This is a genomic window from Halomonas sp. AOP7-B1-5 (assembly GCF_052353045.1).
GTDB lineage: Bacteria > Pseudomonadota > Gammaproteobacteria > Pseudomonadales > Halomonadaceae > Vreelandella > Vreelandella colorata.
In genome coordinates, this window is sequence record NZ_JBQTDC010000011.1 from 35,478 (window position 1) to 51,560 (window position 16,083).

Sequence of the window (16,083 nt, forward strand, 5' to 3'; positions counted from 1 at the left end):
AATACGGTACCGCATGATGTTGCAATTAACGGCCCTCTTGAAGTGGCCGAAACAAACATACGGATGAAAAAATGCGCCTACCCTACCCCAGGCCTTCACTTAGCGCCAGTAACAACCGTGTGGTAAAGAGAACAAAGCCTATTTTTCTAAAACCAAGTTTTCTAAAATCAGGTTTTCTAAAATCAGGTTTTCTAAAATCAGGTTTTCTAAACCCAAGTAGCTAGACACTAGACCGACGTTCCAAGATCGGCAACCTACCATTTTCTATAAACAAAACGCCCCTGCTAAAAAGCAGGGGCGCAGAGCCAGCCAAAAAAACCTAATTAACGCTTTCGAGGCGTCTTACGTCGAGTGACGTTTGCGCTTGGTTTTTTGATCTCAACAGGCTGGTCATCCGCTGGCTTGGCCGTAGGCGTTGAAGCCTGCTTTTGATCATTTGAACCTGCCTCCGCCGGGGCAGCCTTTGAGGCTTTCTCGGTCGTACCGTCAGCCGAGCTCGGCTTGGCATCTTCTTTAACCACCGCCGGTCCTTCGGATGCTTTTTGGGTTACCGCGGCCTTTCTAGTCGCAGGCTTCTTGTCGGCCGGTTTTTTCTCGTCTGGCTTTTTCTCACCAGCGTTTTTACTGACGGTGTTTTTACTGGCAGCGCCCTTACTGGCAGTGTTTGTACTAACAGTTTGAGCAGCTGGAGCTGGCCCAGCCTTTACCGCCGCTTTAGGCGCAGCTAAAGCGGCAGGTGTTTTGCTTGGGGCGGACTTGGCCGGCCGCGCTTTCTCAAACAGCGCTTTGATTTGCGCAAAACGCTCAGCGGCATGCTCAGAAAGCTCGCCGCTTGCGGCAAACACGTGCTCAAGATTTTTAATATACCCATCAATGGCGCTACTACTTTCACCTGCCAAAAGCTCAGGCAGCGTATTCAGCGCTTTCTCACGATCCAGTTTTAAAATAAAGAACTGTTCACGTACTAATTGCTTGAATTCTGAAAGCTTGATATCAGACTCAAGCTTAGCCCGTGAAGCCCGCAGCCGCTTGAAGTTACGCTCATCCGTTGCGGGAGCACCGCCCAGCACATAAATGAGGGAGCGCATGGTCGCTTCATGGGCGCCGCCTTGGGCAATACGCTCGCGTAACTCATCCTGACGCCTTGCCAAGAAGCGCCGATGCTCAGGCTCGGCACCCGGCCGCCGACGGTGCACATGGGCATCGCCATAAAGCCCTACAGCCGCCTGAAGCAGTGGTTGGCCGTAGATATCCATAAACAGCCGCTCTGAACTGCTATCGCGAAGATCACGAAAGGCGTTAAGCGACGCCACAATCTGATCGGAGCTCATGATTTCAAACGCTTTAAAAAGATTGTCCTGGCTTATTTCCTGGCGGTTTTTACGCACTGCTTCTGCCATCACCGGCAGCGGTACCGATAAAGGATTGCGATCCGACAACAGCTTGTAGCCCAGACGAATCGGGTGCATACGGCGCATTAAACGTGCACTTTCGGGCGTTATAAGCGCTTGCACCCAAGGTTGGACATAGAGTCGATACAGACCTAAATTTATCTCAGAGATCCGCGCAACCGTGGCAAATCGCCGATCGTCATCGGCCTTATGATGCACTTCACGATCAAGTTCTTCAAAATTGCGTGGCTGAAATTCCAGCAGATAGTCACGCTCATAAAGAGCGGCATCACTGCTTTCTGACGCCAGGGTAACCTTGGTTTCATATAACCCAGGCGGCATTACGTCGATGTAGTCCATGTTCGCCGTAAATTCAGAATGCTCTTTACGCGACACGCTGCCAGATACAAATATCCCCAAATGCCCGGTAGTATCATGCATGCAGTAAACAATGGTTTGATCGTTGGCGATAATATCATCGGTATCTTCGTATAGATCACGAATCCAGCCCAATGCCTGAGGGGGCGGAGTGATATCGTCACCGCGGGAACAGAACACCACGACAGGGGAGCGTAGATTGCGCAGATCGATCCGCCGCCCGTCACGAGTTACCAACTGGGCCGTCGATAAGCGGTTGCCAACGAACAAATTATCGACAATATATTGGATTTCCTCACCGCCCAGCACTACATGCCCACCCCACCAGCGCTCAAAATCAAGATACCGCTCGCTCTCGGTATCCACATTGGCGTAGAGGTGATACTGCTTTTTCCAATAGGTGTTGGCAGGATTTAAGCGCTCAAAGTTCTGTACTAGCCAAGCGCCATCAAATAAGCCGTTACCCATATCGCTGGTAAATGCCGTGATCCAGCTCCCCCCCGTCAAACCGCCGGTATAGCGCATGGGTGCATTGCCGTGCTCACCCGCCCAGTAGGAGAGCGGCGCCCCCGCGATCAGGATAGGTCCAAAAACATCCGGCTCAAGCGCTGCCGCCATCATCAACTGCCAACCGGCCTGGCAGTTGCCCACGACCATGGGCCTTTCCGTGGTTTCTGGGTGCAGGCTAATCACATGACGCAAAAAAGCCACTTCTGACTCGACGACATCTTCAACCGTTTGACCGGGCTCAGGAAAGGGTAGAAAACCGATAAAGTAGCAGGGATGCCCGGCTTTTAACGCCACGCCAAGCTCGCTGTCAGGTTTAAAACCGCCAATACCCGGGCCATGCCCGGCACGCGGATCGACAACGACAAAGGGACGCTTATGGGGATCAATGACCGTGCCTTCAGGAGGCAGCACACGCAGCAATTCGTAGTTGGTCGGCTGGGGAAGCGTACGGCCATCCAGCAACACTTCGGTTTTAAAACCCAGCACGCTCGGCTTGGTTTGCTCCATATGTTCCAGATACTGATTGCCGCGCTCACGCATAACGTCCCAGTAAAGCACGCTGCGCTCCACGCTATCCCGCCAATAATCGACAGCGGCGCGCCCAATCCCAAACGGGTCCATTAATGAGGTCAGTGCCTCACTGCCTGGCATTGAAGTAGAGGAATTAGCGTTTCCTCTCCATGCGTTCATTATCGGATTAGCGTTAAGCAAAGGATTGGCGAGAAAATTCATAGGGTCTCCCTAGGGTGAAGGCGCTGGCAATCAACCCAAAAGCCTTGATGATGCTGCAATGCAATATAGTCTAGGCCACTCGGCGCCGAACGTCGATGGGTATTCGCGCAACGCCTAAAACTAGTCGGATATCAGGTAGAATTGACTAAACAGTGGTAGCATTTTCACTTAGCATATAACGCTAGCCGGGCTATTCGACGCCCTAGAGCGGTCTTTTCAGAGGTTGTTATGTCATCCCCTACGCTGCTTAACCGCCTAACATTTCGACAGCTGCAAGTATTTCAGGCGGTACATCGCCAGCGCTCCTATTCCCGCGCGGCCGAGCAGTTAGGGCTCACCCAGCCCGCCGTCAGCGCGCAAATACGCCAGCTGGAACAAGCTCTGCGCCAACCCCTTTTCAAATATGCCGGTAAAACCCTGCACGTATTGCCTGCGGCAGACACGCTGGCATTGTCCACGCGGGAAATCTTTGGGCAGCTCTCACGACTCCAAATGAATTTGTCGAATATCAACGGCAAGATTACCGGGCAGCTTAACTTGGCTGCTGTCTCTTCAGCCCAATATATTGTGCCGTACCTGCTGGCACGTTTTCGCGCAAGCTACCCCGATATTCATGTACGTTTAAAGGTCTGCAACCGCAGTCAGGCGCTTGAACGTTTGGCCGAGCAGCAGGATGACCTGGTGATTATGGCGATGGTACCCGAGGATGAACGTTTGGCCGTAATGCCTATTCTCGATAATGAGCTGGTGGCGGTGGTATGGCCTGAGCACCCGCTGCTGGATATGCTCTCGCCCACGTTGACTGACTTCGCCCGCCACTATGTTTTGATGCGCGAGCCGGGCTCGGGAGTACGTAACGCCTTTGAACAGCTGGCCGCCTATCAGAAAGTCGCCCTGCCCCACTGCATTGAGCTGGGTACCAACGAAGCCATCAAGCAAGGCGTAATGGCCCATTTAGGCGTGGCGGTACTACCGCGTTTAGCCGTACAGCTGGAGCTTGAGCAAGGACTTCTGTCTGCCCTGTCGCTACCTGATTTCCCCATTCGTCGAGCCTGGTGCATGGTTTATCAGCGTGAACGTTTTCCCACGCCCGTGGCCGAACTCTTTTTACGCTTCGTGCGTGAGCATTTAGCCGAGTATCAGCGTCACTTCAAAGGGCCCGCAAGCCCCTTGCCAAGTCATGGCGTGGCCTGCTTACCCATGCTTTCAAGCTAACCCGGCGGTGTCTTGTTATTCCCCAGTTATGTTACATTACCTCCTACTACCTATGTATTAATTAGCAACATGTATTAATTAGCAACATGTATTAATTAGCAACGCATTAGGCAACGTATTAATCGGCATGATTGGGGGGCAAGCGCTTACTGTTTATGATAAGCCCTGCCTGCCGCACAGTAGAGAGGCTCTATTCCTATGAGCAACAACCCCACACAGCGTGTTCCCAGCGGTCAGAAATTCCGTAATGAACACGGCACGACGGCGATCAAAGATGGCATGAAGGTGCGCAGTGCACAGGCTGAAGCCCCATCGCTTGACCGCAAGCCCAAATGGCTGCGCGCTCAAATCCCTGGTGGCGAGCGCTTTGAAGCCGTTAAGCGTAACGTCGCGGAGCACCGCCTAAGTACCGTTTGTGCTGAATCTCACTGCCCAAACATGGGCGAGTGCTGGAGCAACGGAACAGCCACCATAATGTTGATGGGGTCTGTGTGCACCCGTGCATGCCGTTTCTGTGCAGTCGATACGGGCAACCCCAAAGGCTGGCTGGATCATGAAGAACCCGAAAATACCGCCAAATCGGTTGAGCTGATGGGGCTTCGCTATATCGTTTTGACATCGGTTGATCGTGATGATCTCGACGATGGTGGCGCCACCCACTATGCCAGCTGTATCCGGGCTATCAAAGCGCGCACGCCAGACGTCGTCGTTGAAGCCCTAACACCCGATTTTGATGGTGATCAAGCTGCCATTGAGCGCGTGGTGGACTCAGGCCTTGAGGTGTTTGCGCAGAATGTTGAAACCGTTGAACGGCTGACAAGCCGAGTACGCGACCCACGTGCCGGGTATCGCAAAACGCTGGACGTGCTGGCCTATGCTAAAAAGCATCGTCCTGATGTGATTACCAAAACCAGCATCATGCTAGGGCTTGGTGAAACGGACGAAGAGATACTCAAGACATTCGATGATCTTCGCGAAATTGGCGTTGATATTGTCACCTTAGGCCAGTATTTACGCCCTACAAAAAACCACCTGCCGGTTGAGCGTTGGGTAAGTCCTGAAGAGTTCGATCGGTATCGTGTCCTGGGCTTGGAAAAAGGCTTTATGGAAGTACCTTCAGGACCGCTGGTGCGTTCAAGCTACCGCGCCGACCGAGTGTTTGAGAAGAATAATCTAGGACTCGCCTCTCCGGCCGCCATCCCGGGCCAAGAGTCTAACCCCAATATTATCCCTGCACTTAATGTAGGCTGATACGGCGAAGCATAATGTAAGCTTACAAAAAGAGGCCGCCGCGAATATTATTTATCGCGGCGGCCTCTTTTTATCCACGTCATCTAACGTCTGCATGAGCGGTGGCATTTATACAAGCGGTGCTTCGCTAATCGATAGCCACCAACACTCGCCTTAGCTGAATGGCCAGTGAATGCGCCAGCTGTTCGCCTACGTTGTGCTCCTTGGGCAGCGTTGCCAAGTCTGCCAGACGAGTGACGGCCATACCCGCGTAGCCACAAGGGTTGATACGTTGAAAGGCGGAAAGATCCCCATCCACATTGAGCGCTACGCCGTGATAGCTTGAGCCACGCCGAATGCGTAACCCCAGAGAGGCTATTTTGGCTTCACCGATCGGGCTTTTTACATAAACCCCTGGGGCGTCAGGCCTTGCATGGGCGCTAATGCCATAATCGGCAAGTAACGCAATCACCGCATTCTCCAGCGCTGACACCAATTCCCGCACGCCTATTTTCGCACGGCGAACGTCAAGCAGAGGATACAGTACGACCTGCCCGGGGCCATGATAGGTTACTTGCCCACCACGATCCGTTTGCACAACAGGAATCTCACCCGGCATCAGCAAATGCTCAGGCTTACCTGCCTGCCCCTGGGTAAACACCGGGTCGTGCTCTACCAGCCAGAACTGATCGGGCGTATCACTATCACGCGTATCGGTCAGCGTGCGCATAGCCTCCCACACAGGCAGGTAAGGCCTACGTCCTAAGCGGTGTAGCTCAATGGGCGAGTCATCGCTCATTTACACCACCATATGCACACGGCCTGTAGCTTTCAGCTCATCAAACAGCTGGCTTATCTGCTGTTCGCTGGTCGCATTAATCGTGATGCGCACTGACTGAAAACGACCGTTTCGGCTATCGACCACTTCTAGTGTAGATTCATCAAAATCCGGCGCATGGCGCACCACGATCTGACAAACACAGGCGGTAAAATCATCAGCGGCATCGCCGACAATTTTCAACGGATAATCGCAGGGAAACGTAATCTTGGGTGGCTCGGTCACTGCCGGCTGACGCAGATCGCGAAACCCATCGTTGGCACCTTTTTTCATAATTTGCCTTCTACTAAGCGAAACAAGAGGCCTGGGCAGTACCCAGGCCGGGCAGATTAGTCGGTAAATTTAGAAATCAACCCACTGAAAAAGCGCTGAACCTGATCGAATAAGCGCTTAAATAAGCCACCCTCTTCGACATTTTCAAGCGCCACTAGAGGGCGCTCTCCCACCATTTCTTCGCCCAGATAAACTTCTAATGTGCCTACGTCATCGCCAACCGCAATCGGCGCCTGCAAATCGGTATGCAGGTTAAGACGTGCGCGCAGCTCTTCGTTACGGTTGCGCGGTAGCGTCATATAGACTTCTTCATTTACCCCTACGCGCAGTTCATTAATATCACCGCCCCATACGCGGGGTGTTTCAAGTACTGCGCCACGCTCGTAAAGCTTCATGGTTTCATAAAAACGGAAGCCGTAGCTCAGCAGTTTCTGAGTTTCCTGGGCTCGCGCCTCATCTGAATTGGTGCCCATTACCACGGAAATGAGTCGCATACTGTCGCGCTCAGCAGAGGATACCAGGCAGTAGCCTGCAGCGTCTGTCCACCCGGTTTTCAGACCGTCAACCGACGGGTCACGCCAGAGTAAACGGTTACGATTAGGCTGATCGATTCCACCGTAAGAGAAGTGACGCTGCGAGTAGATCGCATAATGTTCGGGGTAATCATTAATGATGTGGCGTGAAAGCCGGGCCAAGTCATGAGCGGCTGAATAGTGATTATCGCTGGGCAGCCCCGTTGCGTTCTCAAAATGGGTATTCTCCATCCCAAGACGAGCCGCATGCTGGTTCATCAAGTCAGCAAAAGGGGCTTCACCGCCTGCCAGATGCTCGGCCATGGCGACGCTGGCATCGTTACCTGAGACAATTATGATACCGTGCAACAGCTCCTCAACGGGGATCTGGTTGCCCACCTCAATAAACATTTTTGAGCCGCCAGTCCGCCAAGCGTTTTCACTGACATTGACCAAATCATCTAATTTAATAGTGTCACGATCCAACTCACGCTCGACAAGATAGGCGGTCATGAGTTTGGTAAGACTTGCCGGTGCCAAACGCTCATCCGAGTTGTGCTCGGCAAGGATACGGCCGCTATTAGCATCCATTAAAATCCAGGAGCTGGCAGCAAGCTGCGGTGCGGCTGGAATAATCGTCTGCGGCTGGGGAATTACCTGTGCCGCTGCCGGCAGCGTAACGGCTGTCATGGCCGCAAAGAGGCAGAGCTTGGCAGAGCGGCGTATCGACTCAAATACATTCATCACTAACATCTCACTTACAAGAAAAAATGGCGCTAGGCACCAAAGAGTATAAAAAAGTGAATTATCTCACGATAAAAACTTGAGGGAAGCCCGCCTGGCGAAGCTCTTCACGCGCCTGTGTTTCTTGAGCGGGCCTTACGGGCCCCACTTGTACACGGTGCACGCTTGCATCACTCATTACACGGACTTCATGGGGCAATTCGTTTTTCAATCGCTGCTGAAGTTGTTGCGCTCCTTCAGCACTACCCAAGGCGGCAATCTGCAGGTAAATAGCCCCCGTAGCGTCGCTCTCAGACCCAGCACTTGAAGGTGCTGCAGCGGAGGCCGACTGAGGCGCTACAGGAACGCTTTGGGCAGCAACGGGCGATGCCGATGCTACAGCCGTTGGCTGGGCGGCTGGTGCCCTTGCAGCTGACACTGCATTAGCGGGCGCTTTGCCCCGCTCGGCTAGCCAGCGCTCCGGGTCAACCGCTTCAACCCTCACCCGCCCGGTGCCGTTATCCAATATACCTAATCGCGCAGCGGCAGCGTAGGAAAGATCAATTTCCCTGTCGCTATGAAAAGGGCCTCGATCATTAACCCGTACAATTACCGACTGCCCGCTGTCCAGGCTGGTAACACGCGCAAAGGTAGGCAACGGTAGTGAACGGTGCGCCGCCGACATTTTGTACATGTCATAAATCTCACCGTTGGAGGTCGCGTAGCCATGGAATTTCTCCCCATACCACGAGGCAGTGCCCTGTTTAGCATACCCACGGGAATCGGGCATTACATGATACGTTTCGCCCCACACTTCGTAAGTCGAACGATTACCCGCCCTCGAAGGTGCTTCGATGCGCGGCTCAGCATCCGGCACCGTAGACACATCCGGTGGCTCGACCGGGTAGGCATCGCCATTCATGGCATAGCGACCACCGCCATTACTGCTACTTGCTGCTGGTGCGGCGGGCTGGGGCTCGGCCTGCGCGGGCGTATCCACGCGTTGTGTATCACGACTTGCACAGCCGCTTACTAACGCAATAAGGGCAATGGCACCGCCCACTCGCCAGGTCACTGCTTGCAACATTTTCATCCCTGTTCCTCGGCCTTGGCTTGAATGGCCTCGGCTAGCTCCGCCACTGCCATCGCATATAAATGGCTGTGGTTATAGCGAGTGATGACGTAGAAGTTATTCTCGCCCAGCCGGTAACGCATGTGGCTATCGTCTATTTCAAATACCAGCGGTATCACCGGCAGTGAGTTCGCCAGCGCTTGCTGCGACTCAATTCCCACAGCAGCGGCATCAGCGACGGTTATATCCGGCGCTGAGGTCTGATTAAACGTCAATGTTTCCGGCGGTTCGTCCGGCCCACTCGCTTCGTGATAGATTGCGCCATCACGCTGCCAGCCATGTACGGCAAAATAATTCGCTACGCTGCCGATGGCATCAACCGGGTTTTCCCACAAATCACGCAGGCCGTCATCGTCAAAATCGACCGCATATGCCTGATAGCTGGTGGGGATAAACTGCGGGTAACCCATCGCGCCTGCGTACGAGCCATAAAGCTCTGCTGGATCGACTTCCTGCTCATAGGCGATCTGTAAAAATGCCGCCAGCTCACCGCGAAAAAACTGCCCACGACTGGGGTGATAAAACGCCAGGGTAGCCAGCGAATCAAGTACCCGGTGGCGACCTTTATGGCGACCATAATACGTTTCTACGCCGATAATAGCGGTAATAACATTACCCGGCACCCCGTACACGTCTTCCGCACGCGCCAGCGTCTCAGCGTGCGCTTGCATAAACGCAGCGCCTTCTTCAATGCGCTGCTGGGTAAGGAATATATCGCGATACTCATACCAGCGTAAGCGACGCTCCGCCGCACCCTCCATGGCATCCAGCACTTCTTGGGAATACACTGCGTGTGAAAAAGCATCGCGGAGCCAAGCTTCTGGTATGCCCTGGGCGATTAACTCATCTACCAATATCTGGGTGCGTTCATTTTTTTGCAGGTCTACCGCTTCCGCCGGGTGTTCCTCAGCGAATGCAGCAGGCATCGAACACGCAATTAGCGCGGCGACAAGGTAACTGCCAGCTTTATTCCGGGCCCTTTTCATCAACTCACCACTCCTTTGAAAACGCACCGCCCTGACTGAAATATTAACGTGGCAATAGCCGACGATGGGCATGAATAGACATGAGAATACCGAACCCTGCCAACAAGGTCACGCTAGAGGTTCCACCATAACTAACCAGGGGTAGCGGAACGCCCACTACGGGCAAAATACCGCTGACCATACCGACATTTACAAACACATAAATGAAAAATGTCAGGATAATACTGCCCGCAAACAAGCGACCAAAAGTATCCTGCGACGAAGCCGCCAACCACAGACCCCGCCCTACAATCATTAGGTAAAGAGCCAGTAAAATCAGCATGCCAACCAGGCCAAACTCTTCACCCAATACGGCAATAATAAAATCGGTATGCCGTTCGGGCAGAAACTCAAGCTGCGACTGCGTACCCTCAAGCCACCCCTTTCCCCATAAACCACCGCTACCAATAGCGGTAGTCGACTGAATAATATTCCACCCGGAGCCAAGCGGGTCGCTCTCTGGGTCCAGGAAGGTTAACACCCTCTGGCGCTGATAATTGTGCATATTCATCCACAATAGCGGCACACACGCAGCCAGCAATGCGGCGACAAACCCGATCAGGCGCCATGAAAGACCCGCAAGCAACACCACAATGACTGCTGCACTGGCCACCAGCAATGATGTACCCAAGTCCGGCTGAATGGCAGTCAACACGACCGGTAAGCCAATAATCACAGCGCACACTACGATGTCTTTCAATCTCGGTGGGAGCTGACAACGATTTAAATAGGCAGCCACCATTAAAGGCACTGCCAGCTTCATCATTTCTGAAGGTTGAAAGCGAATAACGCCGGGAATCTCAAGCCAACGCTTGGCGCCCATTCCAATATCACCAGCAATCTCCACTGCCAATAACATGACAACCCCTGCACCATAAGCAAAGGGCGCCCAGCGTAAAAACGTAGTAGGTGATAGCTGCGCCAAAAACGCCATGCCTGCCAGCGCCACTCCAAACCGCATCGCCTGAGCGATTACCGCCTCAATACGCTGGCCCGACGCGCTATAAAGAACCAGCAGACCGCCCGCCATCAAAATCAGCAAAAGTCCTAACAGCCAAGGGTCAATATGGATACGTTCCCAAATACTTTTACGCCGGGCTATCCCGCTATCGGGTGGGCGCACTGGATGGCGCCGTAATGGACGGGTCAGCGTCTGCCAAGGCATAGATCAGTTTCCCTCCACTTGAGCGGTATCTTCTTCCAAAACTTCGCGTACCTCATCAGCGTCAGGGGCTTCATCTTTTAACAGCCAAGCATCGGTCATTGCGCGCGCTAAATGCGCGGCATGCGTACTGCCGCCGCCCGCATTTTCCACGATGACCGAAACGGCAATTTGGGGATTCTCAATCGGGGCAAACGCCATAAACAGGGCATGGTCTCTCAGTCGCTCCTCAAGCTCATCGGCGTTATAGCGCTGGTCCTGGCCCAACGAAAATACCTGGGCCGTTCCCGATTTGCCGCCCATACGATACTCAAGACCGACACCGGATCGCCGCGCAGTACCCTCGCTACCACTTAGAACTTTTTCCATACCGCTAAACACCCGATCCCACCAGGCATCATTTTCCAGCTGAATATCATCCAATGTATCAGGTAAGTCTTGAGGCAGCGGCTCACCGCCAATTTGCAGTGCTAGACGGGGTTTTACCCAGTGGCCTCGGTTAGCAAGGGTGGCCGTTGCACTCGCTAACTGTAACGGCGTTACTTGCCAGTACCCCTGGCCAATGCCGACTGACAAGGTTTCACCTGGGTACCAAGGTTGATTAAAGCGCTCTCGCTTCCACTCGCGAGATGGCATCAAGGCGTTGCTTTCGCCCTGGACATCGTGGGCAACTCGCTGCCCGAACCCAAATCCACTCATCCGCTTATCCAGGTTGTCGATGCCCAAATCATGCGCCAGGGTGTAATAATAGGTGTTGTTGGAAACCGCCAACGAGCGCTCCAAATCCACACGCCCATGCCCCCAGCGCAGCCAGTTACGGTAGCGGCGTGAGTCATTGGGTAACTGGTAATAGCCGGGGTCGTTAATCGTGCTGTCAGGCGTAATCACGCCTTCAGCAAGCCCTGCAAGCGCTAAAAAAGGTTTAATGGTCGAGCCCGGAGGGTAATGCCCACGTATCGAGCGATTAAACAGCGGTAGATCAAGGTCTTCCTGCAAGCCACGGTAGGACGCGACGTCAATCCCGGTTACGAATTGGTTGCTATCAAATCCTGGCGTCGACACCATTGCCAGAATTTCACCTGTTGCCGGCGCAATCGCTACAATAGAGCCGCGTCGACCATCCATCAGCTCATAGGCAAGCGTCTGAAGCGACTTATCGATCGTCAGGGTAATGTTCTCTCCGGGCACAGGATCGGTACGCCCTAATTCTCTTAATACGCGTCCGCGAGCGTTAGTTTCAACCTTGCGTAGGCCCGCTTCGCCGTGGAGCTCTTCTTCGTAGAAGCGCTCGACCCCGGTTTTTCCAATAAAGTGAGTGCCGGCATACCGGCCAGCATCCAAAGATTGAAGCTCTTCGACATTGATCCGCCCCACATAACCCAGGGTGTGCGCCATCACTTCGGAGTCAGGATAGTAACGCAGCAGCTGCGCTTCGACTTCAACCCCCGGCAAGCGATGACGATTAACGGCGAGGCGCGCAATTTGCTCCTCGCTAAGATCACTCATCAATAGTGCAGGTTGAAAGGGACGCTGACGCTGGCGTGAACGCACGTTGAAGGCCTCGACATCCTCCTCGGGAAGCTCTAGAAGCTCTACCAGCAGTGCCAGGGTATCATCAAGATTATCAACGCGTTCGCGCACCAGCGTCAGGTTATAGGTAGGTCGATTTTCAGCCAGCAGCACGCCATTGCGGTCGTAAATCAAACCGCGATTGGGCGGCAGTGGCTCAACGCGCACACGATTCTTTTCCGACCGAGTGGTATAGATTTCATGTTGAACGATCTGCAGGTAGGCCAAACGCCCCACTAATAGGCTGGTAAGCGTTGCCACCACCAGAACAGCAAGCAGCGTTCTGACACGAAAAATACGCAACTCTTGCTCAGAATTTTTTAGCGTGTCACGGCGCTGGGGCATGGCAACAGATGACTCTCAAATCAGACGATTGACGCAACAACAGTCAACAAACACCACCACCCGTTTGAGCCTTAGCGGTGATAGGGGTGACCAACCAATAAGGTCCAAGCGCGATAAAGCTGCTCGGCAAGCATAATACGAACTAACGGATGCGGCAGGGTTAACGGCGAAAGCGACCACGCTTTATCAGCCATGGCGGACAGAGACGGTTCAAGACCGTCCGGCCCGCCGACCAATAGCACGATATCGCGGCCTTCCATCCGCCAGGCATCAGCCTCCTGGGCTAACTGCTCAGTTGTCCAGGGCTTACCTTTTACTTCAAGCGCCACCACGTATTCATCGCCCCGCAGTTTATCTCGAATGCGTTGCGCCTCTTGGGCTCGCGCTTTAGCAATATCGGCATTTTTGCCACGCTGGCCAAGCGGGATCTCTTCTATTTCAAGGCTGAAATCCCGAGGGAGCCGTTTACGGTAAGTTTCAATGCCCTCTTCCACCCACGCAGGCATCTTGGTACCTACCGCTAACAGCCGTACCTTCATGACATGCTGGCTCGCTCTTCAAACTGCTCAAACGACTCGTCTGCTTTGAAACCGTCGCTTGGAAGATCCGCCCATAACCGCTCAAGGTCATAGAGAGTGCGCGCTTCTGGCAGCATTACATGAACCACAATATCGCCCAGATCCACCAGTACCCAATCTGCATTGTCGCCCCCTTCAACGCCACGGGGTGCCAGACCTGCTGCTTTGGCTTTTTCTACGACGTTTTGCGCAAGTGCCGCCACGTGTCGCGTAGACGTGCCGCTGGCAATCAGCATAAGGTCGGTGACCTCGGTCAAGCTGGAAACATCCAGCTGGGTGATATCACGTGCTTTAAGTTCTTCTAACGCATCAAGCGCTAGGCTTTTCAGTGTATCGATGTGCATGACTCCTGAAGACAACCCCATTTGGTAATCGGCCCATAAAGCGGGCCATTGTAACGGCTTCTTTCGTGACTACCAGCGCTATTCGTCGTGCTGGGAAAAGTGTTGATAAAAGCCGTTCTCTCGAATGGCCTCTTCAACCGCATTTGGAAGCAAATAATGAATGCTTTTGCCCTCCCTAAGCCGCTGGCGAATATAGGTCGCTGAAATAGCCATCATCGACGGTAACGATAGCGTTAAAAGCCCCCCGTTTGGGTACTGCATCAGCGAATCCACGCTTTCGACTTCGCACTCACCAACCAGTTCCCTTAATTCACTGGTCCAGGGCATTTGATAACCAGGGCGCGCCATAACAACCACATGCGCCAGGGAAAACAGATCGCCAGCACGGTACCACTGATGAAGACGCAAAAACGCATCAAACCCAATCACCATGACCAAACGCGCCTGCTCACCGTACTCGGCCCGCAGTTGAGCGAGCGTATCGATACTGTAGGATGGCCCTTCACGGCGCAGCTCACGATCATCCGCATACAGCCCCGGCGTATCACCAATCCCGGCGTTAAGCAGCGCCAAGCGTTGCTCGGCTGATACCTGAGGCGCGCCACGCAATGGTGGCTTGGGCGCCGGTATCATATGCAGCCGATCAAGCCCCAACGCTTCACGTACTTCCAAAGCACTACGCAGATGGCCATGATGGACGGGATCGAACGTCCCGCCCAGCATGCCGATTTTTATCGGTGGAGAACTCATATTGCCCCAGCCTTCACTGTCGAACCTGCCCATCCCCGAACACGACATACTTACGCGTGGTAAGGCCTTCCAGGCCAACGGGGCCCCGGGCGTGCAGTTTATCGGTTGAAATACCAATTTCAGCGCCCAAACCGTATTCAAAGCCATCGGCAAAGCGCGTCGAAGCATTCACGATCACTGAGCTTGAATCTACTTCGGCCATAAAACGGCGCGCCAGCGAGTAGTCCTGAGTCACGATGGCATCGGTGTGGTGCGAGCCATACTGCTCAATATGCGCAATCGCTTCGTCCACCCCGTCGACGACTTTAATGGCCAGGATCGGTGCCAAGTACTCGGCATGCCAGTCTTCTTCCGATGCGGCCAGCGCTTGAGGCAGCAAGGCACGGGTACGCTCGCAGCCACGCAGTTCAACGTTATGTTCAGCATACGCGCGGGCCAGCTCGGGCAAAATCAGATCCGCCACCGGTGCATCCACCAGCAGGGTCTCCATAGTGTTGCAGGTGCCGTAACGGTGCGTCTTGGCATTGACGGCAATGGCCAGCGCCTTGACCGGGTCTGCTGTGGTATCGATATAGACGTGGCAGACACCATCCAGATGCTTGATAACCGGCACCTTTGCTTCGCGGGAGATCCGCTCGATCAGCGATTTACCGCCGCGTGGAATAATCACATCCACATAGTCAGGCATGCTGATCAATGCGCCTACCGCGGCGCGATCAATCGTTGCCACTACCTGCACGCAGCTTGCCGAGAGACCTACTTCCTGCAAGCCTTGCGCAATGCATTCAGCAATGACTGCATTCGAGGCGCTCGCTTCAGAGCCGCCACGTAAAATGCACGCATTGCCAGACTTCAAACACAGGCTGGCGGCTTCCAGGGTGACATTGGGACGCGATTCATAAATGATCCCAATGACGCCTAGCGGCACGCGCATCTTGCCCACCTGAATGCCGCTGGGCCGATAGCTCATATCATCAATTTCACCTACCGGGTCTGGCAGCGTAGCTACTTGGCGCAACCCTTCAATCATGGCGTCGATCCGAGCATCATTTAATGCCAAACGGTCGAGCAGTGCGCTATCCAGGCCGTTATCTTCCCCGTGCTGCATATCCTGGGTATTAGCGGTCAAAATAGCCGCTCGCGCGTTAGCGACCCGGCTTGCTATCGCCTCAAGAGCACGGTTTTTGATACCGGTATCGGCACGACGCAGTTCGCTTGCTGCTAAACGGGCCGCTTTCCCGAGCGTTTGCATGTAGGCGCCAACATCACCAGAAGTGAGTTGCTGCTGGGCCTCATCTTGAAACAGTGTTAAAACGCTCATGCTGTCCCCCTATTTTCGTCGCGCAAGCAGTATGAGAAATGCCTAGGCAATAACA

14 protein-coding genes are annotated in these 16,083 nt (G+C 53.9%); 2 read left to right on the forward strand and 12 right to left on the reverse strand.

Going from position 1 to position 16,083, the window contains the following annotated elements:
- Nucleotides 1–323: 323 nt before the first annotated feature.
- Entirely contained in the window at nt 324–3,011 is a 2,688-nt protein-coding gene (locus ACT3XD_RS07775) for a DUF3141 domain-containing protein (RefSeq protein WP_192537854.1), read from the reverse strand.
- 228 nt (nt 3,012–3,239) lie between these two features.
- Here ACT3XD_RS07775 and ACT3XD_RS07780 point away from each other — a divergent pair, with 228 nt between their 5' ends.
- Complete coding sequence (locus ACT3XD_RS07780; protein WP_192537853.1) at nt 3,240–4,226, forward strand: LysR family transcriptional regulator; 987 nt, start codon at nt 3,240–3,242, stop codon at nt 4,224–4,226.
- Nucleotides 4,227–4,424: 198 nt separating this feature from the next.
- Complete coding sequence (lipA, locus tag ACT3XD_RS07785) at nt 4,425–5,477, forward strand: lipoyl synthase (RefSeq protein ID WP_192537852.1); 1,053 nt, start codon at nt 4,425–4,427, stop codon at nt 5,475–5,477.
- Between the two features lie 127 nt (nt 5,478–5,604).
- Here the strand turns inward: lipA and lipB are convergent, their stop codons facing one another.
- From lipB to ACT3XD_RS07840, 11 genes are all read right to left on the reverse strand, one after another.
- A complete protein-coding gene (gene lipB, locus ACT3XD_RS07790) occupies nt 5,605–6,255 on the reverse strand; it encodes a lipoyl(octanoyl) transferase LipB (RefSeq protein ID WP_192537851.1) in 651 nt (216 codons plus the stop codon).
- The gene (locus tag ACT3XD_RS07795; RefSeq protein ID WP_018917305.1) at nt 6,256–6,567 is read right to left on the reverse strand and encodes an HP0495 family protein; all 312 of its coding nucleotides are present in this window, start codon (nt 6,565–6,567) and stop codon (nt 6,256–6,258) included.
- Nucleotides 6,568–6,623: 56 nt separating this feature from the next.
- The gene (locus ACT3XD_RS07800) at nt 6,624–7,823 is read right to left on the reverse strand and encodes a D-alanyl-D-alanine carboxypeptidase family protein (RefSeq protein ID WP_192537883.1); all 1,200 of its coding nucleotides are present in this window, start codon (nt 7,821–7,823) and stop codon (nt 6,624–6,626) included.
- A 61-nt stretch (nt 7,824–7,884) separates the two neighbouring features.
- Nucleotides 7,885–8,895: a septal ring lytic transglycosylase RlpA family protein gene (locus tag ACT3XD_RS07805; protein WP_192537850.1), complete on the reverse strand. Its 1,011-nt coding sequence runs from the start codon at nt 8,893–8,895 to the stop codon at nt 7,885–7,887.
- The gene (mltB, locus tag ACT3XD_RS07810; RefSeq protein ID WP_192537849.1) at nt 8,892–9,920 is read right to left on the reverse strand and encodes a lytic murein transglycosylase B; all 1,029 of its coding nucleotides are present in this window, start codon (nt 9,918–9,920) and stop codon (nt 8,892–8,894) included. Before mltB ends, ACT3XD_RS07805 begins: the two co-directional genes overlap by 4 nt.
- A 43-nt stretch (nt 9,921–9,963) precedes the next feature.
- The gene (gene rodA, locus ACT3XD_RS07815) at nt 9,964–11,124 is read right to left on the reverse strand and encodes a rod shape-determining protein RodA (protein WP_192537848.1); all 1,161 of its coding nucleotides are present in this window, start codon (nt 11,122–11,124) and stop codon (nt 9,964–9,966) included.
- A gap of 3 nt (nt 11,125–11,127) precedes the next feature.
- On the reverse strand, nt 11,128–13,035 hold the full coding sequence (mrdA, locus tag ACT3XD_RS07820) for a penicillin-binding protein 2 (RefSeq protein WP_192537847.1): 1,908 nt from the start codon (nt 13,033–13,035) through the stop codon (nt 11,128–11,130).
- Between the two features lie 71 nt (nt 13,036–13,106).
- On the reverse strand, nt 13,107–13,574 hold the full coding sequence (gene rlmH / locus ACT3XD_RS07825; protein WP_018917311.1) for a 23S rRNA (pseudouridine(1915)-N(3))-methyltransferase RlmH: 468 nt from the start codon (nt 13,572–13,574) through the stop codon (nt 13,107–13,109).
- Nucleotides 13,571–13,957 carry a ribosome silencing factor gene (gene rsfS / locus ACT3XD_RS07830; RefSeq protein ID WP_192537846.1) on the reverse strand — a complete coding sequence of 129 codons (387 nt, stop codon included), beginning with the start codon at nt 13,955–13,957 and terminating at the stop codon, nt 13,571–13,573. The genes rlmH and rsfS overlap by 4 nt, the downstream gene beginning before the upstream one ends.
- A 78-nt stretch (nt 13,958–14,035) precedes the next feature.
- The gene (gene nadD, locus ACT3XD_RS07835) at nt 14,036–14,707 is read right to left on the reverse strand and encodes a nicotinate-nucleotide adenylyltransferase (RefSeq protein ID WP_192537845.1); all 672 of its coding nucleotides are present in this window, start codon (nt 14,705–14,707) and stop codon (nt 14,036–14,038) included.
- Nucleotides 14,708–14,720: 13 nt separating this feature from the next.
- Nucleotides 14,721–16,028 carry a glutamate-5-semialdehyde dehydrogenase gene (locus ACT3XD_RS07840; RefSeq protein WP_192537844.1) on the reverse strand — a complete coding sequence of 436 codons (1,308 nt, stop codon included), beginning with the start codon at nt 16,026–16,028 and terminating at the stop codon, nt 14,721–14,723.
- Nucleotides 16,029–16,083: the final 55 nt, after the last annotated feature.